Raw genomic sequence first — 25496 nt, 5'->3', positions numbered from 1 at the left:
TCAGTTAAGCGCCCATCTTAAAGTTAGCTTTTTTCATTAAAGAGCCATACTGTTGTTGCATTACGAATGACTGGACTTGAGCCATGAAATCCATTGCAACAACGACAATAATCAACAATGAAGTACCGCCAAAATAGAATGGTACGTTGTACTTCAACACCAAGAATTCTGGCAACAAACAAACCAAAACCATATAAACCGCACCAGCCAATGTCAAACGAACCAAGATCTTGTCGATATAACGACCAGTCTGTTCGCCAGGACGGATACCTGGAACAAAGGCACCGCTCTTCTTTAGATTCTCAGCAGTCTCACGGCTGTTGAAAACTAATGCTGTATAGAAAAAGCAGAAGAAAATAATTGCAGCTGCGTACAAAATTGTGTAAACAGGTTGACCTGGAGCCAATGTCGCCGCTAAATCTTTAATTATTCTGCTGAACATATTCGTTGGCTCACCTGATGTAAACCAGCCAGCAATCGTTGCAGGAAACAAAATAATAGATGAAGCAAAAATTGGAGGGATAACACCAGCCATATTTAACTTCAATGGGAAGTAAGAAGACTGACCGCCATACACCTTATTACCAACTTGACGCTTGGCATAGTTCACCAAAATACGGCGCTGACCACGTTCTACAAACACAACAAAATAAGTAACTGCAATACAAATCACTACGATAAGTAAGGCGGACAAGATATTCATGGAACCAGTGCGAACCAATTCAAGCAAGCTACCGATTGCAGTTGGCAGGCCAGAAACAATTCCGCCGAAGATAATGATGGAGATGCCATTACCAAGACCACGCTCGGTAATTTGCTCACCAAGCCACATCAAGAACATCGTGCCAGTTACCAAAGTCACTACAGTGTTGAGTTCAAACATCAAGCCTGGATTAATAACTAAACCTGGTTGAGCTTGCAATGCAACAGAGATACCTAAAGCCTGGAACGTTGCCAAAAACACGGTGCCGTAACGGGTGTACTGCGTAATCTTGCGTTGACCTGCTTGACCTTCTTTTTTCAAAGACTCTAAAGAAGGCACAACAATCGTCATTAACTGCATGATGATTGAAGCGGAGATGTAAGGCATGATTCCTAAGGCAAAAACTGTAAACCGAGATAAAGCACCGCCTGAGAATAGATTGAACATTCCCAAGATACCGTCTTTTTGACCTGAGAACAATTGTGCTAGCTGGTCTGGATCAATGCCTGGCACTGGAATATGTGCGCCCAAACGGAACACGAGCAATGCCAAAACCAAGAATATCAAGCGTTGACGTAATTCGCCGAACTTGTTTCCTGATTGAGCAATATTTGCTGCGTTGTTAGGTGCGAGTGCCATCGTTTACTTAAAACTTATTAAACCAAGTCAACCAATTTGCCGCCAGCTGCTTCAATAGCTGCTTTTGCACCTGCAGTTGCAGTAATACCCTTGAGGGTTACAGCAATAGACAGTTCACCAGTCTTAATGACTTTTACCGAATTGATTTGCTCACCGGCAAAACCGTGGGCTCTCAAAACCAACAAGTCCACTTCTGGCAAGTTGATTTTAGCCAAGTCATTCAAAGTAATTTGACCAACGTGACGACGTGTCAAAGACACGAAACCGCGTTTAGGTAAACGACGATACATAGGCATCTGACCGCCTTCGAATCCAACTTTGTGGAATCCGCCTGAACGTGACTTCTGACCTTTGTGACCACGACCAGCTGTTTTTCCAAGACCAGAACCGATGCCGCGACCTACGCGACGACGATTTTTATTGGAGCCCGCTGCGGGTTTTAGTGTATTGAGTTGCATATTCTTCGCCTATTTACTTGCTAGTTATTAGCCAACGACTTTAACTAGATAAGAAACTTTATTAATCATTCCGCGAACAGCTGGTGTGTCTTCCAATTCTGAAACAGAATTGATGCGACGCAGACCTAGGCCGCGAACGGTTGCACGGTGGCTTTCGCGTGTGCCGATCAAGCTGCGTACTAATTGCAGTTTGACTTTAGAGTTAGTTGTTGTCATTTATAGATTCCTAATCTTTTGGTCTTAGCCGAGAATCTCTTCAACTGACTTACCGCGCTTAGCAGCAATTTCAGAAGGAGTGCTCATCTTGCTCAAGCCATCAATCGTTGCACGAACCATGTTGTAAGGGTTTGTTGATCCAAGCGACTTAGCAACAACGTTAGTTACACCCATTACATCGAAAATTGCGCGCATTGGGCCACCAGCGATAACGCCAGTACCGTCTTTAGCTGGAGAAATCATCACGCGTGACGCGCCATGCTTACCAATCACAGTATGTTGCAAAGTGCCTTTGCGTAAGGAAACTTTGATCATCTTGCGGCGTGCTTCGTCCATTGCCTTTTGAACAGCAACTGGAACTTCTTTTGATTTTCCTTTACCCATGCCGATACGACCATCGCCATCGCCAACTACAGTCAGTGCAGCGAAGCCGAGAATACGACCACCCTTAACAACTTTAGTTACACGATTAACAGCAATCATCTTCTCGCGAAGACCGTCATCACGCTCTTCGTTTTGCATCTTGTTTTGCATTTTTGCCATGTTTTTTCCTAAACCCTATTAGAACTTCAGGCCGGCTTCACGCGCAGCTTCAGCCAAGGCCTTAATACGGCCGTGATAACGATGACCGGAACGATCAAAAGCAACATCAACAACGCCTGCTTTAACAGCACGCTCAGCAACTAACTTGCCGATTTGTTTAGCCGCATCAGCGTTACCGCCGTTTTTGATCGCTTGGCGCAAATCTTTTTCCATTGTTGAAGCAGCTGCTACAACTTTGGTTCCGCATGGGCTATAAACCTGCGCAGAAATATGTGAATTGCTACGGATAACTGTTAAGCGATTTGCCAATGCTTCGGCAATGCGAATACGAGTCTGCCTAGCACGTCTTTGTCTGGATTCGTCTTTATTCATTTTCTAATCTCGCTTACTTCTTCTTAGTTTCTTTCAGGTGTACAACCTCATCCACGTAGCGAACGCCTTTGCCTTTGTATGGCTCTGGTGAACGGTATGCGCGAACTTCAGCGGCAACCTGGCCAACTTGCTGCTTGTTGGAACCTTTAATAATGATTTCAGTTTGAGTTGGAGTCTCAGCTTTTACACCCTTTGGCAGGTTGTAAATAATGTCGTGCGAGAAACCTAACTGCAACTTCAATGTTTCGCCTTGAGCAGCAGCACGGTAACCAACGCCTACCAAGCTGAGCTTGCGCTCAAAGCCAGTAGTTACGCCAACAACCATGTTGTTCACTAAAGCGCGGGCTGTACCTGACTGTGCACCAGCTTCTGGTGTGTCGTTATTTAAAACAACTGTCAATAAGCCGTCTTCTTGTTTCAAACCAACAGAAGGATGCAAGTTATGCGTCAAAGTGCCTAATGGGCCTTTAACAGTAATGTTTGCACCGTTGATGCTGATTTCAGCGCCCTTAGGGACTGGAATAGGTGATTTACCAACGCGGGACATATTTCTCTCCTTACGCGACGTAGCAAATAACTTCGCCACCAACGCCGTTTGCACGTGCTTTGCGGTCTGTCATTACGCCTTGTGGGGTTGAAATAATTGCAATGCCCAAACCATTCATTACTTCTGGAATGTCGTGACGGCCTTTGTAGATACGAAGACTTGGTGTTGAAACACGGTCAATACGCTCAATAACAGGACGGCCTGCATAGTATTTGAGATCAATGTGTAGCACTGGCTTAGCTGCTTCACCTTTGATTTCGAAACTATCGATATAACCTTCATCCTGCAAGACTTTTGCAATAGCTACTTTAACTTTTGACGACGGCATCAAGACTACGGGTTTCTGCACTGCTTGCGCATTGCGGATCCTTGTCAACATGTCGGCGATTGGATCGCTGATACTCATGAGTTCTCCTAATTCTTTCGCCGCTTACCAGCTGGCCTTGGTTAAACCGGGGATTTCGCCACGGAAGGCGATTTCACGAATCTTGCTACGGGCCAAACCAAACTTACGGAATGTGCCACGTGGACGACCGGTTAATGAACAACGATTTCTTTGACGAATCGGGCTTGCGTTACGTGGAAGTGCCTGTAGCTTCAAGCGAGCTTCATAGCGCTCTTCATCGCTGCGTGATTGATCAGCAATGATTGCCTTGAGTTCAGCACGCTTTACAGCGTACTTCTCTACAGTTTTTGCGCGCTTATTCTCGCGCTCAATTAGGGATAGTTTTGCCACGTTAGCCTCTTAATTGCGGAAAGGGAATTTGAACGCTGCTAACAAAGCTTTTGCTTCTTCGTCAGTCTTAGCGGTCGTCGTAATACTGATATTGAGACCACGGAGGGCATCAATCTTGTCGTATTCGATTTCAGGGAAAATGATTTGCTCTTTAACGCCGATGTTGTAGTTACCGCGGCCGTCAAATGCCTTCCCGGAAATACCGCGGAAGTCACGTACGCGTGGCAAAGCAACAGTCACGAAGCGATCTAAAAATTCATACATGCGCTGACCGCGCAATGTCACCATGGCGCCGATTGGGTAGCCTTGACGAATTTTGAAACCAGCAATCGCTTTTTTCGCTTTTGTCACAACTGGCTTTTGACCTGCTACTTTAGTCAAATCACCAACTGCATTTTCGATAATTTTCTTGTCGTTCACTGCATCGCCCAAGCCCATGTTCAGGGTTACCTTGGTGATACGCGGAACTTCCATTACTGACTTGTAGCCAAACTTGGCGATCAAATCAGCAACAACTTTAGCTTGGTAGTGTTCTTGAAAACGTGTGCTCATAATTTCTCCGTGCCCCTTATGCGCTTAAAGTCGCGCCAGTGGTTTTGAGGAAACGCTGCTTCTTACCATCAACGAGTTTGATACCAACACGTGATGGTTTGCCGTTACCGTCAACCACAGCCACATTTGAAATGTGAACAGGCATCGTCTTGTCAATCATGCCGCCAGTAACACCGGCTGCTGGATTTGGCTTAACGCTCTTTTTGTAAATATTTACGCCTTCGATCACTAATTTGTTCTCGAGTACGGCTGTAACTGTTCCTTGCTTGCCCTTATCGCGGCCAGTCAACAGAACTACTGAATCACCTTTACGAATCTTTTTCATATCAGCCTCTTAAATAACTTCGGGGGCGAGAGAAACGATCTTCATGAACTTCTCAGTACGCAACTCGCGCGTCACTGGTCCAAAGATACGTGTGCCAATTGGCTCTAACTTCGCGTTGAGCAATACCGCAGCGTTTCCATCGAACTTAATCAATGAACCGTCTGGACGGCGAACACCCTTAGCAGTTCTCACTACTACGGCGTTGTAAATATCACCTTTTTTTACACGGCCACGTGGAGCAGCGGACTTGACAGTCACTTTAATGACATCACCGATACTGGCGTAACGACGCTTAGAGCCGCCCAATACCTTGATGCACAAAACTTCACTGGCGCCTGTGTTGTCGGCGACCTGTAATCTACTTTCGGTCTGAATCATTTTTTAATCCCCAACTTGTTAGCCAAAGGCAAACAGTCTTGGTTCCGTCTATGGGTTTTAACGAAAGTTAAAACCCGGAATTAATGAAAAAACACTGCTTCTCCCAATAAAACCGGAGAAGCCTTCTATCATACTACGCAAAACAGGGATTTGGCAAGAAAGTTCGCCAAAATCCCTAATATTTCTTTAAATACCTTTTGATTCTTGAACTAAACGGGTAACAACCCAAGATTTAGTACGTGAAATTGGTCTAGATTCAGCAATTTCAACAGTATCACCCATCTTGTATTGACCAGCTTCGTCATGTGCGTGGTATTTTTTGGACTGTCCAACATATTTGCCATAAAGCGCATGTTTTACTTGGCGCTCGACTAGCACAGTCACAGTTTTTTGCATTTTATCGCTAACGACACGACCCACAAGGGTGCGGCGCAAGGGTTTAGATAATTCTGTCATATCCCTTTTTCCTTATTTCTGTGCAGTTTTTTGAGTAATAAAAGTCTTTACGCGAGCAATTTCACGCTTAGTCTTACCCAATTGGCTGGTATTGGTGAGTTGCTGAGTACCCTTTTGCATACGGAGCTTGAAGCTAGTCTTCAAGAGCTCTGTTAATTCTGCATTTAAGGCAACCAGATCTTTGGATGCTAATTCTGTCTTTTTCATAATCTCTATCCCGATCAACCTAAGTGGCGAATCACGAAAGTGGTTTGTAGTGGCAACTTAGCAGCGGCAAGCTTAAAAGCCTCGCGTGCCAAAGTTTCATCCACGCCATCCATCTCGTACAAAATCTTGCCTGGTTGAATTTCTGCTACGTAGTACTCTGGATTACCTTTACCGTTACCCATACGTACTTCAGCTGGCTTTTGTGAAATTGGCTTATCTGGGAAAATGCGGATCCAAATACGACCACCACGTTTAATGTGACGGGTCATTGCGCGACGTGCAGATTCAATCTGACGTGCTGTCAAACGACCACGGCCAATAGCCTTCAATCCGAAGTCACCAAAGGCTACCGAGCTACCGCGTGTTGCCACGCCAGTATTACGACCCTTTTGTTCCTTGCGATACTTACGACGCTTTGGTTGTAGCATGCTTACTCTCCTGACTTCTGCGCTTCAGCACTTGCGGCTTCAACGGCTTTCGGTGCACGCTTTACTGCTGGCTTAGCAGCAACCAATGGCTTGCTGTCAGCTGCTGGTTTGCGTGCGGTTGTTTTAGCTGGTGCGCGACGTGGCTTTTTCTCATCAGCTGCTGGCTCTGCTGTTACTGCTGGAGCATCCGCACCGCGGCCTAATGTATCGCCTTTGTATACCCAAACTTTTACACCGATGATGCCGTATGTTGTTTCCGCTTCTGAAGTAGCGTAATCAATATCAGCCTTCAATGTATGAAGTGGAACACGACCTTCACGGTACCATTCGCGACGTGCAATTTCAGCACCGTTCAAACGACCAGAAGACATGATCTTGATTCCTTGTGCGCCAAGACGCATTGCATTTTGCATAGCACGCTTCATTGCACGACGGAACATAATGCGCTTTTCAAGCTGCTGAGTAATAGAATCAGCGATCAATTGCGCATCAACTTCAGGCTTACGAATTTCTTCGATGTTCACATGGACTGGAACGCCCATACGCTTCTGGAGTTCACGACGGAGAACTTCAATATCTTCACCTTTTTTACCGATCACAACACCTGGGCGTGAGCTGTAAATAGTGATTCGCGCATTCTTTGCAGGACGCTCAATAATGACTTTACTTACGGATGCATTCTTCAACTTCTTTTTGAGATAGATGCGGACATCTACGTCCTCTTTCAACATCTTCGCAAAATCAGTATTGTTTGCATACCACTTAGATGTCCAGTTCTTCGTTACCGAGAGTCGGAATCCGGTTGGGTTTATCTTTTGTCCCATATCTTTCCTTAGTTACTCAAGGTCACGGTGATGTGACATGTTTGTTTTTCAATTTGATTGCCGCGACCCTTAGCACGTGCTGTGAAGCGCTTCAAGGAAGTACCTTTATCAACAATAATTGTTGAAACCTTGAGCTCATCAATATCAGCACCCTTATTGTGTTCAGCGTTGGCCATTGCGGACTCAACAACTTTTTTCACAATGAAGGCAGCTTTTTTGGGGCTGAAATTCAAAATGTTCATAGCGCGCGCAATTGGCAAACCACGGATTTGATCAGCGACCAAACGTGTCTTTTGCGCAGAAATGCGGGCGCCCTTGTGAATAGCTTTAACTTCCATCATCATCCCCTTACTTCTTCGTTACTTTCTTGTCAGCAGCGTGACCTTTGAAAGTACGGGTCAAGGCAAACTCGCCTAACTTATGACCCACCATGTTTTCTGATACATATACCGGAACGTGTTGACGACCGTTATGTACAGCAATCGTCAGACCAATAAAGTCTGGGAGGATTGTTGAACGGCGTGACCAAGTTTTAATCGGCTTTTTGTCTTTGTTGGCTTGTGCGACTTCAACTTTATTTACTAAGCTGGCTTCGCAAAATGGGCCTTTTTTAGCTGAACGTGTCATATCTTTTCCTTAATCGCTTTCTCGTTTAGCGCTTCTGACGGCGTTGAACGATCATCGATGTTGTACGCTTGTTACGACGTGTACGATAACCTTTGGTTGGTGTGCCCCATGGGGAGACAGGTACGCGGCCTTCGCCAGTCTTACCTTCACCACCACCGTGTGGGTGATCTACTGGGTTCATTGCCACACCGCGAACGGTTGGGCGAATACCACGCCAGCGATTTGCACCTGCTTTACCGATAACGCGCAAGCTGTGCTCTTCATTACCAACTTCACCAATAGTGGCACGGCAATCGATCAAAATACGACGTACTTCACCAGAGCGCAAGCGCACCTGAGCGTATACACCTTCACGAGCCAATAACACTGCAGATCCACCAGCAGAACGTGCGATTTGGGCACCCTTACCTGGCAACATTTCGATACAGTGAATCGTGCTACCAACTGGAATATTGCGAATTGGCAAGTTGTTACCAGACTTAATTGGGGCTTCTGAGCCGGCCATCAATGGCTGCCCTACAGTCATGCCTTTTGCAGCAAGAATATAGCGACGCTCACCATCAGCAAACACGATCAATGCAATATTTGCACTGCGGTTTGGATCGTATTCCAAGCGTTCTACTTTTGCTGGAATGCCATCCTTGTCGTTGCGTTTGAAATCAACAACACGATAGTGATGCTTATGACCACCACCCTTATGGCGGGTAGTGATGTGACCATTATTGTTACGACCTGCTTTTTGGAACTGTGGCTCTACCAACGCTGCAAAAGGTTTACCTTTATGCAGGTCAGGATTTACCACCTTGACCATTGAGCGACGACCTGGTGAGGTCGGTTTTGTCTTCATCAAAGGCATGATTAATTCGCCTCCGCTTCAAAGTTAATTTCTTGACCTGGCTTCAAGCTAACGTAGGCCTTCTTAGTGTGGTCACGACGACCTTCAAAACGGCCATAGCGCTTTGGCTTACCTTTTTGATTTACGATTTGAACAGAGTCAACTTGCACTTTAAAGAGCAATTCAACCGCCTGTTTCACATCGCTCTTATTAGCGTCGCGTGTAACCTGAAATACCACTTGTTCGTTTTTCTCTGCAACCATAGTGGCTTTTTCAGAGATAACCGGTCCAAGCAGAACCTTCATCAAGCTGTGATCGTTTTTACGGACTTGGCTCATTTCAGCAACTCCTCAATTTTTGCGATCGCTGCTTTACTTACCAATACTTTTTTGTATTGGACTAAAGCTAATGGATCAGCGTGCTGTGGCTCACATACAGCAACCTTATGCAAGTTGCGTGATGCCAAGTACAAATTCTCGCTAACCTGATCAACAATGATCAAGACTGAATCCAATCCCATTGCTTTAACTTTGTCAGCTAAAACTTTAGTCTTTGGAGCATCAAGATTAAATTGGTCAACAACATTTAAACGACCTTCGCGGGCTAACTGAGACAAAATAGATCTCATACCTGCGCGATACATTTTTTTGTTTACTTTTTGGCTGAAATTTTCTTCAGGTGAATTCGGGAATATACGACCACCTCCACGCCACAGCGGGGAAGAGCTCATACCAGCACGTGCACGACCAGTACCTTTTTGACGCCAAGGTTTTTTGGTTGTGTGCTTAACTTGCTCACGGTCTTTTTGTGCACGGTTACCGCTGCGTGCATTAGCTTGGTAAGCCACAACAACTTGGTGTACCAATGCTTCGTTATATTCGCGCTCGAATACTTCTGGTGAGGCTTGAAAGCCTGCGCCCAAAGTTCCGTTGTCTTGGAGAAGCTTAAGTTCCATATTCGCTCTCCTTATTTCTTCTTCAACGGTGTCTTCACCGCTGGAGTAACAATAACTTTACCGCCTGGGGCGCCTGGAATAGCGCCTTTAACCATGATGAGATTGCGTTCTGCATCAATGCGTGCGATGACTAAATTTTGTACAGTACGTGTTTCGTCACCAAGGTGGCCTGTCATGCGCTTACCTGGGAAAACACGGCCTGGATCTTGCGCCATACCGATAGAACCTGGCACGTTATGTGAACGTGAGTTACCGTGTGATGCACGACCAGATTTGAAGTGGTGACGTTTAATGGTACCTGCATAGCCTTTACCAATCGTTACACCTTGCACATCCACTTTTTGGCCTGCTGCAAATGCAGTGTCAGCAGGAATTACTAGACCTGTTGTCATTTCTGCGATTTTTGTAGCATCTAATTGGAATTCGTTGAGTCCGTTACCAGCCATTACACCTGCTTTAGCGAAGTGTCCAGCCATTGCTTTGGTAACGCGAGTAGCTCTACGTGTGCCATGTGCCAACTGGATAGCATCATAGCCATCAGTTGCCTGGGTCTTGATTTGAGCGATTCTGTTGTCGCTCACGTCAATTACGGTGACAGGAATCGCTTCCCCTTCGTCCGTAAATAGACGGGTCATGCCGATCTTGCGACCGATTAAGCCTAAGCTCATATTCATGCTCCACGCCGACTTCGATTGGTCGGCAAAATTAATTTAAGTGATTTACAAGTAAAAGTACTTCTAAATCAATAAGTTACAACGTTTTTGATGCTGATAAAACCTGAATATTCGCCCAAATAATTGAGCGAAGCCTTAGATTCTATCCCGAAAGGCCAGTCTTGGCAAGAGCTAAGACTGGAAATACTGAATTATTGCAACTTAATTTCGACGTCCACACCTGCTGGAAGATCTAATTTCATTAAGGCATCCACTGTTTTCTCTGTAGGATCAACGATATCCATCAAACGCAGATGGGTACGAATCTCTAACTGATCACGTGAAGTCTTGTTTACGTGAGGTGAGCGCAGAATATCAAAACGCTCAATACGGGTTGGTAAAGGTACTGGACCCTTAACAACTGCACCAGTACGCTTGGCTGTGTCAACGATTTCAGCTGCAGACTGGTCGATCAAACGGTAATCGAATGCTTTAAGGCGAATACGAATTTTTTGGTTTTGCATATTAATTCCAAAGAGCGTTGCGGTGCTGCCGCGTTATATTTCTAAAGAGCTCGGTGACATCAGCAGCACTGATGTCACCGGTTAGCAAACCGCTAAATATTGATTACTGATTAATACCTAAAACTATTAAGCCAAAATCTTTGCAACCACGCCGGCGCCAACAGTACGGCCACCTTCACGGATCGCAAAACGTAAACCTTCTTCCATCGCGATAGGAGCGATGAGTTTTACGGTAATTGTGACGTTATCACCAGGCATTACCATTTCTTTGTCTTTTGGCAACTCGATTGAACCAGTTACGTCCGTAGTACGGAAGTAGAACTGTGGACGATAGTTGTTAAAGAATGGCGTATGACGACCACCTTCATCTTTACCCAAGATATAAACCTCGGCTGTAAAGTGAGTATGTGGGGTGATTGAACCTGGCTTAGCCAATACTTGGCCGCGCTCAACTTCTTCACGTTTTGTACCGCGTAACAAGATACCAACGTTATCGCCTGCTTGACCTTGGTCGAGCAATTTGCGGAACATTTCAACACCAGTACAAGTTGTCTTGAGAGTTGGTTTGATACCGATAATTTCAATCTCTTCACCAACCTTAACGATACCGCGCTCGATACGGCCTGTAACTACAGTACCGCGACCGGAGATAGAGAACACGTCCTCTACTGGCATCAAGAACGCACCATCAATTGCGCGCTCTGGAGTTGGGATATAAGTATCTAATGCTTCAGCCAATTTCATGATGGCTTCTTTACCCATTGGGCCTTCGTCGCCTTCAAGGGCTAACTTAGCAGAACCTTGAATAATTGGTGTGTCATCACCTGGGAAGTCGTACTTAGATAGAAGCTCACGAACTTCCATTTCGACGAGCTCTAACAACTCAGCATCATCCACCATGTCGCACTTGTTCAAAAATACGACGATGTAAGGAACACCAACTTGGCGTGCCAAGAGGATGTGCTCACGAGTTTGTGGCATTGGGCCGTCAGCTGCGGAGCAAACCAAAATAGCGCCGTCCATCTGAGCAGCGCCAGTAATCATGTTCTTAACGTAGTCAGCATGTCCTGGGCAATCTACGTGAGCGTAGTGACGATTCGCAGTCTCATACTCAACGTGTGCTGTATTAATCGTAATACCGCGTGCTTTTTCTTCTGGAGCAGCATCAATCTGATCGTATGCTTTAGCTTCGCCACCGAATGCTTTAGAAAGCACGGTTGCGATTGCTGCTGTCAATGTGGTTTTACCATGGTCAACGTGACCGATTGTGCCAACGTTTACGTGCGGTTTTGTCCGCTCAAACTTTTCTTTTGCCATTTTTTTGTCTGCCTTCTTAGCTAGTCAATATTCAAAATAATGTGGATAAATTACTTCGCTTTAGCAGCCATAACTGCTTCAGCAACGTTCTTAGGTGCTTCGGAATAATGCTTAAATTCCATGGTGTAGGTAGCGCGACCCTGGGTCAACGAGCGCAAGCCAGTTGAGTAACCAAACATCTCTGCCAATGGCACTTCAGCGCGAACAATCTTGCCGCCCCCTGGAATGTCATCCATACCTTGCAAAATACCGCGACGGGATGAAAGGTCACCCATTACGTTACCCATGAAATCTTCTGGTGTTTCAACTTCAACAGCCATCATTGGCTCAAGCAACACTGGTGATGCTTTGCGCATACCATCTTTGAACGCCATTGAACCCGCCATCTTAAATGCGTTTTCATTGGAGTCAACGTCATGGTATGAGCCGAAGAACAATGTAGCTTTGATATCAACAACTGGATAGCCAGCCAAAATACCGGAATTCAATGTTTCACGAATTCCTTTTTCTACTGCAGGGATGTATTCACGTGGAACTACGCCGCCTTTAATAGCGTCAATAAACTCAAAGCCTTTACCTGGCTCTTGTGGCTCAAGCTTCAATACAACGTGTCCGTATTGACCGCGACCACCAGATTGCTTAACAAATTTACCTTCGATCTCTTCGCAAACCTTGCGAATTGTTTCACGATAGGCAACCTGTGGCTTACCAACAGTTGCTTCTACACCAAACTCGCGGCGCATACGGTCAACCAAAATTTCCAAATGGAGCTCGCCCATTCCGGAAATAATGGTTTGACCTGATTCTTCATCAGTCTTAACGCGGAATGATGGATCTTCTTGTGCCAAGCGATTCAAAGCAAGACCCATTTTTTCTTGGTCTGGCTTTGTTTTTGGCTCGACAGCCTGTGAGATCACTGGCTCTGGGAATACCATGCGCTCCAAAATAACGATGCCATCTGGATCACATAATGTTTCGCCTGTAGTCGCATCTTTTAAACCAACAGCAGCTGCGATATCACCAGCAAAAACTTCTTTAATTTCTTCGCGTTCGTTTGCATGCATTTGCAACAAACGACCAACACGTTCTTTCTTACCCTTGATTGGGTTGTAGATCGTGTCGCCAGACTTCATTACACCTGAGTACACGCGGAAGAAAATTAACTGGCCAACAAATGGGTCAGTCATGATCTTAAATGCCAATGCTGAGAATTTCTCATCATCAGAGGCTTTGCGTGTTGTCGGAGTGCCGTCTTCCAATTCACAAGGAACTGGTGGAACATCTAATGGGGATGGTAGCAATTCAACTACCGCATCCAACATCGCCTGAACACCCTTGTTTTTGAAAGCTGTTCCACACATCATTGGAATAATTTCATTGGCGATCGTGCGCTGACGCAATGCTGCTTTGATTTCTTCTTCGGTCAACTCTTCGCCACCGAGGTACTTCTCCATCAACTCTTCTGAACTTTCAGCAGCGGCTTCAACCATTTTCTCGCGCCACTCATCAGCAGACGCCTTCAACTCAGCTGGAATTTCTTCGTAAGTAAACTTAGTACCTTGTGAAGCCTCATCCCAATAGATTGCTTTCATCTTTACCAAATCCACAACGCCTTTGAAGTTTTCTTCTGCGCCAATGGGAATTTGGATCAAGATAGGATTAGCTTTCAAGCGCAATTTCATCTGGTCATAGACCTTGAAGAAATTCGCGCCCGTGCGGTCCATCTTGTTTACGAATGCTAAACGGGGAACATGGTACTTATTAGCTTGACGCCAAACAGTTTCGGATTGTGGCTGTACACCACCTACCGCACAGTAAACCATGCAAGCACCATCCAAAACGCGCATTGAACGCTCAACTTCGATAGTGAAGTCTACGTGTCCTGGGGTATCAATAATATTGATGCGGTGCTCTGCAAAATTACCAGCCATACCCTTCCAGAACGTTGTGGTAGCAGCAGAAGTAATCGTGATACCACGCTCTTGCTCTTGCTCCATCCAGTCCATGGTTGCAGCGCCATCATGCACTTCACCAATTTTGTGATTAACACCGGTGTAGAACAAAACGCGTTCTGTAGTTGTTGTCTTGCCTGCGTCAATGTGCGCAGAGATACCGATATTGCGATATCTGTCGATAGGGGTTTTACGTGCCACTGTTGGTACCTTTTCTTTACTGTGCGATTAGAAGCGGAAATGTGAGAAAGCTTTGTTAGCTTCTGCCATACGGTGAACTTCTTCACGCTTCTTCATTGCTCCGCCGCGACCTTCTGCAGCTTCTAATAATTCGTTGGCCAAACGTTGAGCCATGGATTTTTCACCGCGCTTTTTAGCGGCTTCACGCACCCAGCGCATTGCCAAAGCTGAACGGCGTGATGGGCGAACTTCAACAGGAACCTGGTAGTTTGCGCCACCAACACGACGGCTTTTCACCTCAACCATTGGCTTAACGTTGCCCATAGCTGTTGAGAAAACTTCGAGTGGTTCTTTATTTGCTTTTTTCTCGATGTGATCAAAGGCACCGTAAACGATACGCTCTGCAACCGATTTCTTGCCATCCAACATGAGGACGTTCATGAATTTTGCTACTTCTACATTGCCGAATTTTGGATCAGGCAGGATTTCCCGTTTGGGAACTTCACGACGACGTGGCATAACTACTCCTTCAGTTCAGTTAGGGGTGGCCCACATGGATCACCCGCTCCGGCCGTCCTACTATCTGGAGACTGAAATACATCAATCTCTAGACGGAACGGCCACTTACTTGTCTTTAAAGTCTGACAAACGAAGACTTACTGCAAATGCTTTGGTTGCTATTAAGCTTTCTTAGCGCGCTTAGCACCGTACTTGGAACGTGACTGCTTGCGGTCTTTAACACCTTGCAAGTCAAGTGAGCCACGAACAATGTGGTAACGAACACCTGGCAAATCCTTTACACGACCACCACGAATCAACACTACTGAGTGTTCCTGGAGGTTATGGCCTTCACCGCCAATGTATGAAATGACTTCAAAACCATTGGTTAAGCGAACTTTTGCTACTTTACGTAACGCAGAGTTAGGCTTCTTAGGAGTGGTTGTGTACACACGTGTACATACACCACGGCGCTGCGGGCTGTTTTGCAGCGCAGGGCTCTTGCTTTTAACGGTCAGCCGAGTTCTTGGCTTACGTAATAATTGATTAATTGTTGGCATAAAATAGCTCGGTTAGTACTTCTTTGTTGCTTTCTTCAAGAAAATCAATGACTTAGATAATTTCTAGGTCAAAACGACCCTCTTCTGAATCAGTAGAACTCAGCATTCTAGCCTGGCCAGCCCTTTCCGTCAACCTCGAGGGAAAAAACTGGCCATTTCTGGCCAGAAATACCAAATTAGCTTGGATCCGCCTCAGCAGCAGGAGCAATCACTTCAGCCTCTATTTCTACAGGCATATCAGCCATTGCTTCCTCTTCGGCAGCAATCATTTGAGCGCGATCACGCTCGAATTGCTCTCTGACCTTGCGTGCACGGCGATAAGACAGGCCGGTACCAGCTGGGATCAGGCGACCAATAATGACGTTTTCCTTGAGGCCACGGAGTGTATCGGTCTTGCCCATAATTGCGGCTTCGGTCAATACACGGGTGGTTTCTTGGAAAGAAGCCGCTGAAATGAAACTGTCTGTCGACAAGGATGCCTTAGTAATACCGAGCAACACATTCTCGAACTGAGCTGGGCGCTTACCTTGAGCAATCACAGCATCGTTTGCGTCATACAACTTAGAACGCTCAACTTGCTCACCAGTGATGTAGGCAGTATCGCCACCATCAGTAATTTGCACACGACGCAACATTTGACGCACGATGACTTCAATGTGCTTGTCGTTAATCTTCACGCCTTGCAAACGGTAAACGTCTTGAACTTCATCCACGATGTAGATCGCCAACTCTTCAATGCCTCTGAGTGTCAAGATATCGTGTGGATCGGCAGGGCCTTCCACAATCATCTCGCCCTTGTTCACAACTTGGCCGTCATGAACGAGAACTTGCTTCTCTTTAGGAATCAAGAATTCATTCGCTTCACCATCCATATCGGTAATCACTAAACGTTGTTTACCTTTAGTTTCTTTACCGAAGGAAACAGTTCCAGTGACTTTAGCCAATACAGCTGCATCTTTTGGTGAACGTGCTTCGAATAATTCAGCAACGCGTGGCAAACCACCGGTAATGTCGCGAGTCTTCTGTGATTCGATTGGAATACGCGCCAATACTTCACCAACTTCAACTTTTTGACCGTCTTTAACAGTGATCAAAGCGCCCACTTGCAAGCCGATGTTTACTGGATGATCTGTACCTGCAATCATCACTTCACCGCCTTTATCATCAACCAAGTTGATCATTGGGCGAACGCCTTTGCTAGCAGCACTGCGACGCTTACCGTCAATCACCACCAAAGTAGAGAGGCCAGTTACTTCGTCAACCTGCTTAGCTACAGTAACGCCTTCTTCAACGTTATCGAAGCGAGCAATACCAGCGTACTCAGAAATGATTGGACGTGTTAACGGATCCCATGTAGCCAAGCTTGCACCGGCCTTCACTGCCGCATCCTCTTTCAACAAGAGAGTTGCGCCGTAAGGCACTTTATGACGCTCGCGCTCACGGCCGTTATCGTCAATGATCAGAGCTTCACCAGAACGTGAAATCACGATCTGCTCACCTTTTGCGTTCTTCACAACACGCATCGTTGCAGAGAATTTCAAAGCACCGTTAGACTTAGCTTCAATATTACTTGCAACCAACGCCCGTGACGCTGCACCACCAATGTGGAAGGTACGCATAGTCAACTGTGTGCCAGGCTCACCAATGGACTGAGCAGCGATCACACCAACTGCCTCACCAACGTTCACCAAACCACCGCGACCTAAATCACGTCCGTAGCACTTAGCGCACAAGCCGAAGCGAGTTAAGCATGACAATACTGTGCGAACTTTAACTTCATCAATGCCCAAAGCAACGATTTGATCAACGTGATCTTCGTCAAGCAATGTGTCGTTAGGAACAATCACTTCTTGCGTGTCTGGATGAACGATGTCACCGATACATACACGACCTAAAATACGATCACGCAATGCTTCGATAATTTCGCCACCCTCTACAAGCGCCTTCATGGTGACACCAGAAGTCGCACCGCAATCATCCTCAATCACAACGAGATCTTGAGTTACGTCGCACAAACGACGTGTCAAGTAACCAGAGTTCGCCGTCTTCAACGCTGTATCAGCCAAGCCTTTACGAGCACCATGGGTTGAGATGAAGTACTGCAATACGTTTAAACCTTCGCGGAAGTTTGCGGTAATTGGGGTTTCAATAATGGAGCCATCAGGCTTAGCCATCAAACCACGCATACCGGCCAACTGACGAATCTGCGCCGCAGATCCACGAGCACCAGAATCCGCCATCATATAGATGGAGTTAAAGGACTCTTGACGAACAGTTTTACCGTTACGGTCGAGTACGTCAACGTGTGACAACTCATCCATCATCGCCTTACCAACTTGGTCACCAGCAGCACCCCAAATATCAACCACGTTGTTATAACGCTCTTGATTAGTTACAAGACCTGACATGAACTGCTTGTCATACTCTTTAACCTTATTTGAAGCTTCAGTGATGATGCGCTCTTTAGAGCTTGGAATCAGCATATCGTCGATCGCAACCGAGATACCGGCATTGGTAGCCAAGCGGAAACCAGACTGCAAGAGACGGTCAGCAAAAATAACTGTTTCACGAAGACCGCACTTACGGAATGAAGTATTGATCAAACGTGAGATTTCTTTTTTCTTCAGAGGCTTGTTGATTTCCTCGAAAGACATGCCTTTAGGCAAAATTTCCGACAAGATGGCGCGGCCAACTGAAGTTTGATAGATCTTAGTCTTTTCAGCAAAACGGGCATCGCCCTCTGCCTTCTTATCCACAATCTCAAACTCAGTAATACGTACGGCAACGCGGGAAGCCAATTCAACTTGGCCAGCTTCGTATGCACGAATTACTTCAGTGATATTAGCGAAAACCATGCCTTCGCCTTTACCGTTGATCTTGTCACGAGTAGCGTAGTACAGACCCAACACCACGTCCTGCGAAGGAACGATCGATGGCTCGCCGTTAGCTGGGAACAATACGTTGTTCGAAGCCAACATCAATGTACGTGCTTCCATTTGCGCTTCGAGCGACAAAGGAACGTGAACCGCCATTTGGTCACCGTCAAAGTCGGCGTTGAATGCCGCGCAGACTAATGGGTGCAATTGGATCGCCTTGCCTTCAATCAGCATTGGCTCGAAAGCCTGAATACCAAGACGGTGCAATGTAGGCGCACGGTTCAACATGATTGGATGTTCACGAATCACTTCTTCGAGAATGTCCCAAACGATTGGAGTTTGACTTTCAACTTCTTTCTTCGCAGCCTTAATCGTAGTTGCGATTCCCAAAGTCTCGAGCTTGTTGAAAATAAATGGCTTGAACAATTCCAAGGCCATCAATTTTGGCAAGCCGCACTGATGCAATTTTAATGTTGGACCAACCACGATGACTGAACGACCAGAATAGTCAACACGTTTACCCAACAAGTTTTGACGGAAACGACCGCTCTTACCTTTAATCATCTCAGCCAAGGACTTGAGAGGACGCTTGTTAGCGCCAGTCATAGCCTTACCGCGACGACCGTTATCGAGTAATGAGTCAACCGCTTCTTGCAACATGCGCTTTTCATTGCGAACGATGATCTCTGGTGCGCGCAACTCTAACAAACGCTTGAGACGGTTGTTACGGTTAATCACACGACGATAGAGATCGTTCAAATCGGAAGTAGCAAAGCGACCGCCATCCAATGGCACCAATGGGCGCAATTCAGGTGGCAATACTGGTAACACTTCCATGATCATCCAGTCAGGCTTAATACCTGAAGTCTGGAATGCCTCGAGCACTTTTAAGCGCTTAGCGTATTTCTTGATCTTGGCATCGCTACCAGTGGCTTTTAAGTCAGCGCGAATCGTCTCAACTTCACGATCGATATCAATCGAACGCAAGAGATCACGAATACCTTCGGCGCCCATGATGGCAGTAAATGCACCATCACCATACTCTTCAGTCTTGGTAATGTACTCGTCCTCAGACATGATCTGACCACGCTTCATAGCGCCTTCAGGTGTCATGCCAGGATCAACAACTACATAGGCTTCAAAGTAAAGAACGCGCTCGATATCCCGGAGGGTCATATCGAGAACCATACCCAAACGGGAAGGCAATGACTTCAAGAACCAAATGTGCGCTACAGGGGCTGCCAACTCAATGTGGCCCATGCGCTCACGACGTACCTTAGCGAGAGTAACTTCAACGCCACACTTCTCGCAAATAACGCCACGGAACTTTAAGCGCTTGTACTTACCGCATAAGCACTCATAGTCTTTAGTTGGTCCAAAAATCTTGGCGCAGAACAAACCATCACGCTCGGGCTTAAAAGTCCGGTAGTTGATGGTTTCTGGTTTGCGTACTTCACCAAAAGACCATGAACGAATTTTCTCAGGGGATGCAAGACCAATCTTGATGACATCAAACTGCTCATCACCCTGCGTTTGCTTAAATAAATCGAGCAATGCTTTCATATCAGTTGCGCTCCATGTCAATGTCAATACCCAACGAGCGGATTTCTTTTACCAACACGTTGAAGGATTCGGGCATGCCAGCATCAATTGTGTGCTCGCCCTTGACGATGTTTTCGTAAACCTTGGTACGGCCTGCGACGTCATCGGACTTCACTGTCAGCATTTCCTGCAAGACATATGAAGCACCGTATGCTTCGAGGGCCCAAACTTCCATCTCACCAAAGCGCTGACCACCAAACTGAGCTTTACCGCCCAGTGGCTGTTGCGTTACTAACGAGTAAGGTCCGGTTGAACGTGCGTGCATCTTGTCATCGACCAAATGGTGGAGTTTCAAGACGTGCATTACGCCAACAGTTACTGGACGCTCAAACTGATCGCCAGTGCGGCCGTCGCACAAAATCATCTGCTGACGTGAAGGCGTCATCTTCAAAGAAGTAGCTACTTCTTCTGGATATGCCAACTCGAGCATGCGGCCGATTTCAGCTTCAGTTGCACCGTCAAATACCGGAGTAGCAAATGGCAAGCCTTGGCGTAAATTCTCAGCCAATACTGTGATCTGCTCATCAGTGAAGTTGTCGATGTCTTCGATGCGACCTGTTTCGTTGTAAAGCTGCTTCATGAACTTACGGAGTTCAGCTTGTTTGGCCTGTTGACGAACCATCTCGTCAATACGCTTACCAATACCTTGAGCCGCCCAACCTAAGTGGGTTTCCAAGATCTGACCTACGTTCATACGGGAAGGAACGCCTAATGGGTTCAAGACGATGTCAACAGGGCGTCCGTCAGCCATAAATGGCATGTCTTCCGCTGGAGCGATTTTAGAAACCACACCTTTGTTACCGTGACGACCGGCCATCTTGTCACCAGGCTGTAAGCGACGCTTCACTGCCAAGTACACCTTAACCATCTTCGTTACACCAGGCTGCAAATCATCGCCTTGGGTAAGCTTAGTGCGTTTCTCTTCGAAGGCCTCATCAAACTGCTTACGCTTCGCTTCGATAGAAGATTTAATTGCTTCAACCTGTGTGGCAACTTCATCATCTGCTGGACGAACATCAAACCAATGGTATTTGTCTAGGTCAGCAAGGTATTCCTTGTCGATCTTGGTGCCTTTAGCTAATTTCTTAGGGCCGCCGTTAGCAACTTTGCCAATCAACAGCTTTTCTAAACGCATGAAGGCATCGCCTTCAACAATACGCAACTGGTCGTTTAAGTCCAAACGATAGCGTTGTAATTCTTCTTGAATAATTGCTTGTGCACGGGCATCGCGCTCAATACCTTCACGAGTGAAGACTTGAACATCGATAACTGTACCGATCATTCCAGATGGAACGCGCAAAGAAGTATCTTTAACGTCAGATGCTTTTTCACCGAAGATCGCACGGAGGAGCTTCTCTTCTGGAGTGAGAGTAGTCTCGCCCTTTGGAGTTACCTTACCAACCAATACGTCACCCGCTTCAACTTCAGCACCGATGTAAACAATACCGCTCTCATCCAAACGGGAGAGTTGTGACTCAGCCAAGTTGGAGATATCGCGTGTAATTTCTTCTGAACCGAGTTTGGTATCACGAGCAACAACCGACAACTCTTCAATATGAATAGAGGTGTAACGGTCGTCAGCAACCACTTTCTCAGAGATCAAGATTGAATCTTCGAAGTTGTAACCGTTCCATGGCATAAATGCCACAGTCATGTTCTGACCCAAAGCCAATTCACCCAAATCGGTAGATGCGCCGTCAGCAACTACGTCGCCACGGGCTACACGATCACCAGCCTGAACGATTGGACGTTGGTTGATGTTGGTATTTTGGTTTGAACGGGTGTACTTGATGAGGTTATAAATATCCACACCAACTTCACCAGCTGCTGTCTCGTCATCGTTTACACGAATAACTACACGATTTGCGTCAACATAATCAACGATACCGCCACGAGAAGCCAAAATAACCGTGCCTGAGTCAACCGCAACAATACGCTCTAAACCCGTACCAACCAATGGCTTATCAGGACGCAAGCAAGGAACCGCTTGACGTTGCATATTCGCACCCATCAACGCACGGTTCGCATCATCATGCTCCAAGAACGGAACCAATGAAGCAGCAGCAGAAACAATCTGGCTAGGAGCAACGTCGATGAAATCGATACGCTCTGGGCTAACCATCATAGTCTCACCAGCTTGACGCGCTGAAACCAATTCGTCGGCCAACTTACCGCTCTTGTCGATCGTTGCATTTGCCTGAGCAATTACATACTTCGCCTCTTCAATTGCAGAGAGGTACATTACTTCATCGCTAACCTTGCTAGTGGCAACCTTACGATATGGTGTTTCCAAGAAACCATGCTCATTCAAACGCGCAAACAACGCGAGTGAGTTGATCAGACCAATGTTTGGTCCTTCTGGAGTTTCAATTGGGCAAACACGACCGTAGTGGGTTGGATGCACGTCGCGCACTTCGAAGCCGGCGCGCTCGCGTGTCAAACCACCAGGTCCCAATGCAGAAATACGACGCTTATGCGTGATCTCTGACAATGGGTTTGTTTGGTCCATAAACTGGGACAACTGTGAAGAACCGAAGAACTCACGAATCGCTGAAGAGATTGGCTTGCTGTTAATCAAGTCATGCGGCATGAGGTTTTCGGTTTCAGCTTGGCCGAGACGTTCTTTAACCGCACGCTCAACACGTGACAAACCAGCGCGGAATTGATTCTCTGCCAACTCACCTACGCAACGTACGCGACGATTGCCTAAGTGATCGATGTCATCGACTTCACCTTTGCCGTTACGCAAGTCAACCAAAGACTTGATGGTGTCGAGGATATCTTCGTCCGACAAAACCATTTTGCCTTCCATCTCTGAACGACCGAGACGGCTGTTAACTTTCATACGGCCAACGCGTGATAAATCGTAGCTATCTTCGTTGTAGAACAAGCGCTGGAACAAAGCTTCAACAGCATCTTCTGTTGGAGGCTCACCAGGACGCATCATGCGATAGATGGCAATACGTGCAGCCATTTGATCCGCAGTTTCGTCAGTACGCAATGTCTGTGAAATATAAGCACCAGAATCCAAATCATTGGTGTAGATAGTTTCCAATTGCTTGATGCCTGCATCACGCAATGTAGCCAACAACTCTTCAGTGATCTCATCATTAGCGTAAGCCAAGATTTCACCAGAGTCTGGATCAATAATGTTGCGTGCAACTACGCGGCCAACCAAGTAGTCATCTGGAACAACGATGTTCTTAGTTTTAGCTGCTTCGAGTTCACGAATATGTTTTGCATTGATACGCTTGTCTTTTTGAATGACAACAACGCCATTCTTGTCAAGCACATCAAAGTTAGCCATCTGACCACGCAAACGCTCTGGAACAAATTCCATTGACGCGCCATTTGCGCTCAAGGAGAAATGATCAAAGTTGAAGAAGTTTGCAAGAATCTGCTCGTTGTTTAATCCAATTGCCTTGAGCAAAATGGTGACAGGCATCTTGCGACGACGGTCAACGCGGAAATACAGAATATCTTTTGGATCAAATTCGAAATCAAGCCATGAACCACGGTAAGGAATGATGCGTGCTGAGAACAGCAACTTACCTGAGCTATGTGTCTTACCCTTATCGTGTTCAAAGAACACGCCTGGGGAACGGTGTAACTGAGAAACGATGACGCGCTCAGTACCGTTAATAACGAAAGAGCCGTTATCTGTCATGAGTGGAATTTCACCCATGTAGACTTCACTCTCTTTTACCTCTTTAACCTTAGTAGGTGCTTCGCGATCATAAATAATCAAGCGAACTTTTGCACGTAAGGCTGAGTGGTATGTGTAACCACGCTGTTGACATTCTTTAACGTCAAACGGTGGCTGTGACAGCTGGTATGACACGTATTCCATACGTGCGTAGCCATTGTTGGACACAATTGGGAATGCTGATGTAAAGGCAGCTTGAAGTCCCTCTGTAAGACGAGACATGGCAGGCTTTTCGGCCTGTAAAAATTTAGCGTAGGATTCCAGCTGCGTTGCGATCAGGTAAGGCACCTGATGATTATTTACTCGCTTAGCAAAGCTTTTACGGACTCGCTTGCGTTCGGTGAAGCTGTAGTTCATTTCATCTCCGAATTCAGCGACTGTACAAAGATTTGGCGATTGGCCACTACCAATCACTGGCGGACAACACTAAATCGATAGATTCAGTGTCCGACCAAACTTGCATTCTGCAGTCGTATCAGAAGGCAAACCCGATTTCAATCAGAAATGAAATCGGGTTTGACCACTAATGGTCAAACCCAACAGGGCTAGCGCCCCTTTTTGAGGGGCACTAACTGAGTTCGTATTACTTGAGTTCTGCTTTAGCGCCAGCTTCTTCAAGCTTCTTCTTAGCTTCTTCAGCTGTCTTCTTATCAACAGCTTCTTTGATTGGCTTTGGTGCGCCATCAACTAAGTCTTTAGCTTCTTTCAAGCCAAGACCAGTGATTTCGCGAACAGCCTTAATTACTGAAACTTTATTTGCACCAGCTTCGAGCAAGTTAACAGTAAATTCAGTTTGCTCTTCTGCTGCAGCAGCACCAGCACCAGCAGGACCAGCAACAGCCATAGCTGCAGCTGAAACGCCAAACTTCTCTTCGAATGCCTTAACTAAGTCATTCAAATCCATTACGGACATGCTGCCTACTGCATCAATGATTTCTTCTTTGGTAATCGCCATTTTTAGCTCCTAATACTTGATAGTTAATCTGCGCTTATTCAGCGGCAGGGGTTTCGCTTGTTTCTGTTCCAGCTTCTGGGCTTGCTGCTGCAGGCTCTGCACTTGCTTCTGGAGCGGCGGCTTCAGCAACTACTGCTGGTGCTGCTGCCACTTCAGCAACTTCTGCTACAGGCGCTGCAACTGGAGCGGGTGCTCCTTCTGCTTTTTGCGCTGCTACTGCGCCCAATACGCGAGCCATTGCAGATACTGGGGCCAACATGACACCCAACAACTGTGATAACAACTCATCGCGGCTTGGAATAGACGCGAGGGATTTAACGCCCGCTACGTCCAACAACTTGCCGTTATATAAGCCAGCAGTAATGACTAGCTTGTCTTGAGTCTTAGCAAAGTTCTGCAATACTTTTGCCGAAGCAATCGGATCAGCAGAGATGCCGTAGATCAAGGGGCCAACCATCGAATCAGCAAGAGGCTCAAACTGTGTGCCTTGTGCAGCACGGCGTGCCAATGTGTTCTTCAAAACGCGAAGATATACACCTTGGTCACGTGCGCTAGCACGTAGCTTTGTCAACTGCTCAACTGGAATACCACGGTATTCAGCGAGCACGACTGTTTGAGCTCCAGCCAATTGAGCGCCGACATCAGCAACAATCGCTTTTTTGTCTTGTACATTCAAAGGCACGGTTTAACTCCTAAAAAACCAACTGTTTCCAGTTGGGGTTACACACCAGCGTCTGATCATTTGTCACAAGAGGATCTTGTGAAATCTTTTCAGGGTCGCCATCTGCGCTGGCTATTACTTTCGTAACGATTAAGAATTAATTCTGAGTAAGCAAATAATTCACCAACGGTCTTTGATGTTCGACTCCCTC

Annotated in this window: 29 protein-coding genes and 1 pseudogene; all 30 read right to left on the bottom strand. The window is 46.3% G+C overall.

Translation table 11 applies throughout. The features are described from left to right. Window positions 1–4: 4 nt before the first annotated feature. Window positions 5–1342 carry a preprotein translocase subunit SecY gene (secY, locus tag ICN42_RS02825; protein ID WP_216250525.1) on the bottom strand — a complete coding sequence of 446 codons (1338 nt, stop codon included), beginning with the start codon at window positions 1340–1342 and terminating at the stop codon, window positions 5–7. A gap of 17 nt (window positions 1343–1359) precedes the next feature. Beyond that, window positions 1360–1800 (bottom strand): 50S ribosomal protein L15, encoded by a 441-nt coding sequence (rplO, locus tag ICN42_RS02820; RefSeq protein ID WP_046329388.1) that lies wholly within the window; start codon window positions 1798–1800, stop codon window positions 1360–1362. A 27-nt stretch (window positions 1801–1827) separates the two neighbouring features. Then, entirely contained in the window at window positions 1828–2016 is a 189-nt protein-coding gene (gene rpmD / locus ICN42_RS02815; RefSeq protein ID WP_046329387.1) for a 50S ribosomal protein L30, read from the bottom strand. Between the two features lie 24 nt (window positions 2017–2040). After that, window positions 2041–2559: a 30S ribosomal protein S5 gene (gene rpsE, locus ICN42_RS02810; protein WP_100379470.1), complete on the bottom strand. Its 519-nt coding sequence runs from the start codon at window positions 2557–2559 to the stop codon at window positions 2041–2043. Between the two features lie 18 nt (window positions 2560–2577). Then, window positions 2578–2931, bottom strand: a complete 354-nt coding sequence (gene rplR / locus ICN42_RS02805; RefSeq protein ID WP_216136719.1) for a 50S ribosomal protein L18 — start codon at window positions 2929–2931, stop codon at window positions 2578–2580. Window positions 2932–2944: 13 nt separating this feature from the next. Continuing rightward, window positions 2945–3478: a 50S ribosomal protein L6 gene (gene rplF / locus ICN42_RS02800; RefSeq protein ID WP_216250521.1), complete on the bottom strand. Its 534-nt coding sequence runs from the start codon at window positions 3476–3478 to the stop codon at window positions 2945–2947. A gap of 10 nt (window positions 3479–3488) precedes the next feature. Further along, the gene (rpsH, locus tag ICN42_RS02795) at window positions 3489–3884 is read right to left on the bottom strand and encodes a 30S ribosomal protein S8 (RefSeq protein ID WP_100379473.1); all 396 of its coding nucleotides are present in this window, start codon (window positions 3882–3884) and stop codon (window positions 3489–3491) included. 24 nt (window positions 3885–3908) lie between these two features. Then, the gene (rpsN, locus tag ICN42_RS02790) at window positions 3909–4214 is read right to left on the bottom strand and encodes a 30S ribosomal protein S14 (protein WP_011901913.1); all 306 of its coding nucleotides are present in this window, start codon (window positions 4212–4214) and stop codon (window positions 3909–3911) included. Between the two features lie 9 nt (window positions 4215–4223). Then, window positions 4224–4766 (bottom strand): 50S ribosomal protein L5, encoded by a 543-nt coding sequence (rplE, locus tag ICN42_RS02785; RefSeq protein ID WP_015420243.1) that lies wholly within the window; start codon window positions 4764–4766, stop codon window positions 4224–4226. 16 nt (window positions 4767–4782) lie between these two features. Next, entirely contained in the window at window positions 4783–5091 is a 309-nt protein-coding gene (gene rplX, locus ICN42_RS02780; RefSeq protein WP_011901911.1) for a 50S ribosomal protein L24, read from the bottom strand. A gap of 9 nt (window positions 5092–5100) precedes the next feature. Then, entirely contained in the window at window positions 5101–5469 is a 369-nt protein-coding gene (gene rplN / locus ICN42_RS02775; protein ID WP_015420241.1) for a 50S ribosomal protein L14, read from the bottom strand. Window positions 5470–5655: 186 nt separating this feature from the next. Continuing rightward, complete coding sequence (rpsQ, locus tag ICN42_RS02770) at window positions 5656–5925, bottom strand: 30S ribosomal protein S17 (RefSeq protein ID WP_046329381.1); 270 nt, start codon at window positions 5923–5925, stop codon at window positions 5656–5658. Between the two features lie 12 nt (window positions 5926–5937). Next, complete coding sequence (gene rpmC / locus ICN42_RS02765) at window positions 5938–6132, bottom strand: 50S ribosomal protein L29 (protein ID WP_015420239.1); 195 nt, start codon at window positions 6130–6132, stop codon at window positions 5938–5940. Window positions 6133–6146: 14 nt separating this feature from the next. Further along, entirely contained in the window at window positions 6147–6560 is a 414-nt protein-coding gene (gene rplP / locus ICN42_RS02760; protein ID WP_088526677.1) for a 50S ribosomal protein L16, read from the bottom strand. 2 nt (window positions 6561–6562) lie between these two features. Beyond that, a complete protein-coding gene (rpsC, locus tag ICN42_RS02755) occupies window positions 6563–7384 on the bottom strand; it encodes a 30S ribosomal protein S3 (protein ID WP_216250517.1) in 822 nt (273 codons plus the stop codon). 8 nt (window positions 7385–7392) lie between these two features. Further along, a complete protein-coding gene (gene rplV, locus ICN42_RS02750) occupies window positions 7393–7725 on the bottom strand; it encodes a 50S ribosomal protein L22 (protein WP_215300499.1) in 333 nt (110 codons plus the stop codon). A gap of 7 nt (window positions 7726–7732) precedes the next feature. Then, the gene (rpsS, locus tag ICN42_RS02745) at window positions 7733–8011 is read right to left on the bottom strand and encodes a 30S ribosomal protein S19 (protein WP_046329379.1); all 279 of its coding nucleotides are present in this window, start codon (window positions 8009–8011) and stop codon (window positions 7733–7735) included. Window positions 8012–8036: 25 nt separating this feature from the next. After that, entirely contained in the window at window positions 8037–8867 is an 831-nt protein-coding gene (gene rplB, locus ICN42_RS02740; protein WP_216250514.1) for a 50S ribosomal protein L2, read from the bottom strand. A 2-nt stretch (window positions 8868–8869) separates the two neighbouring features. Continuing rightward, complete coding sequence (gene rplW, locus ICN42_RS02735) at window positions 8870–9184, bottom strand: 50S ribosomal protein L23 (protein ID WP_076024545.1); 315 nt, start codon at window positions 9182–9184, stop codon at window positions 8870–8872. Next, window positions 9181–9801, bottom strand: coding sequence for a 50S ribosomal protein L4 (gene rplD, locus ICN42_RS02730; RefSeq protein ID WP_216250511.1), 621 nt, complete (start codon window positions 9799–9801; stop codon window positions 9181–9183). Before rplD ends, rplW begins: the two co-directional genes overlap by 4 nt. Window positions 9802–9812: 11 nt before the next feature. Next, window positions 9813–10469 (bottom strand): 50S ribosomal protein L3, encoded by a 657-nt coding sequence (rplC, locus tag ICN42_RS02725; protein ID WP_216252854.1) that lies wholly within the window; start codon window positions 10467–10469, stop codon window positions 9813–9815. A gap of 197 nt (window positions 10470–10666) precedes the next feature. Then, window positions 10667–10978 carry a 30S ribosomal protein S10 gene (gene rpsJ / locus ICN42_RS02720; RefSeq protein WP_011901899.1) on the bottom strand — a complete coding sequence of 104 codons (312 nt, stop codon included), beginning with the start codon at window positions 10976–10978 and terminating at the stop codon, window positions 10667–10669. 126 nt (window positions 10979–11104) lie between these two features. After that, window positions 11105–12295 (bottom strand): elongation factor Tu, encoded by a 1191-nt coding sequence (gene tuf, locus ICN42_RS02715; protein ID WP_011901887.1) that lies wholly within the window; start codon window positions 12293–12295, stop codon window positions 11105–11107. Window positions 12296–12345: 50 nt separating this feature from the next. Beyond that, the gene (gene fusA, locus ICN42_RS02710) at window positions 12346–14448 is read right to left on the bottom strand and encodes an elongation factor G (RefSeq protein WP_216250509.1); all 2103 of its coding nucleotides are present in this window, start codon (window positions 14446–14448) and stop codon (window positions 12346–12348) included. Between the two features lie 27 nt (window positions 14449–14475). Further along, entirely contained in the window at window positions 14476–14946 is a 471-nt protein-coding gene (rpsG, locus tag ICN42_RS02705; RefSeq protein WP_015420229.1) for a 30S ribosomal protein S7, read from the bottom strand. 161 nt (window positions 14947–15107) lie between these two features. Then, a complete protein-coding gene (gene rpsL, locus ICN42_RS02700) occupies window positions 15108–15485 on the bottom strand; it encodes a 30S ribosomal protein S12 (RefSeq protein ID WP_216250505.1) in 378 nt (125 codons plus the stop codon). A gap of 176 nt (window positions 15486–15661) precedes the next feature. After that, complete coding sequence (rpoC, locus tag ICN42_RS02695; protein WP_216250501.1) at window positions 15662–19924, bottom strand: DNA-directed RNA polymerase subunit beta'; 4263 nt, start codon at window positions 19922–19924, stop codon at window positions 15662–15664. Window position 19925: 1 nt separating this feature from the next. Then, the gene (gene rpoB, locus ICN42_RS02690; RefSeq protein WP_216250498.1) at window positions 19926–24026 is read right to left on the bottom strand and encodes a DNA-directed RNA polymerase subunit beta; all 4101 of its coding nucleotides are present in this window, start codon (window positions 24024–24026) and stop codon (window positions 19926–19928) included. 226 nt (window positions 24027–24252) lie between these two features. Next, window positions 24253–24624 carry a 50S ribosomal protein L7/L12 gene (rplL, locus tag ICN42_RS02685; protein WP_216250495.1) on the bottom strand — a complete coding sequence of 124 codons (372 nt, stop codon included), beginning with the start codon at window positions 24622–24624 and terminating at the stop codon, window positions 24253–24255. Between the two features lie 163 nt (window positions 24625–24787). Beyond that, window positions 24788–25306 (bottom strand): annotated as a pseudogene (gene rplJ, locus ICN42_RS02680) (50S ribosomal protein L10); the annotation flags it as partial. Window positions 25307–25496: the final 190 nt, after the last annotated feature.

The sequence above is a fragment of the Polynucleobacter sp. 71A-WALBACH genome (assembly GCF_018882365.1).
Lineage (GTDB): Bacteria > Pseudomonadota > Gammaproteobacteria > Burkholderiales > Burkholderiaceae > Polynucleobacter.
The sequence above is the reverse complement of the archived record's forward strand: the minus strand, read 5'-3'. Positions and strand labels throughout refer to the sequence as shown.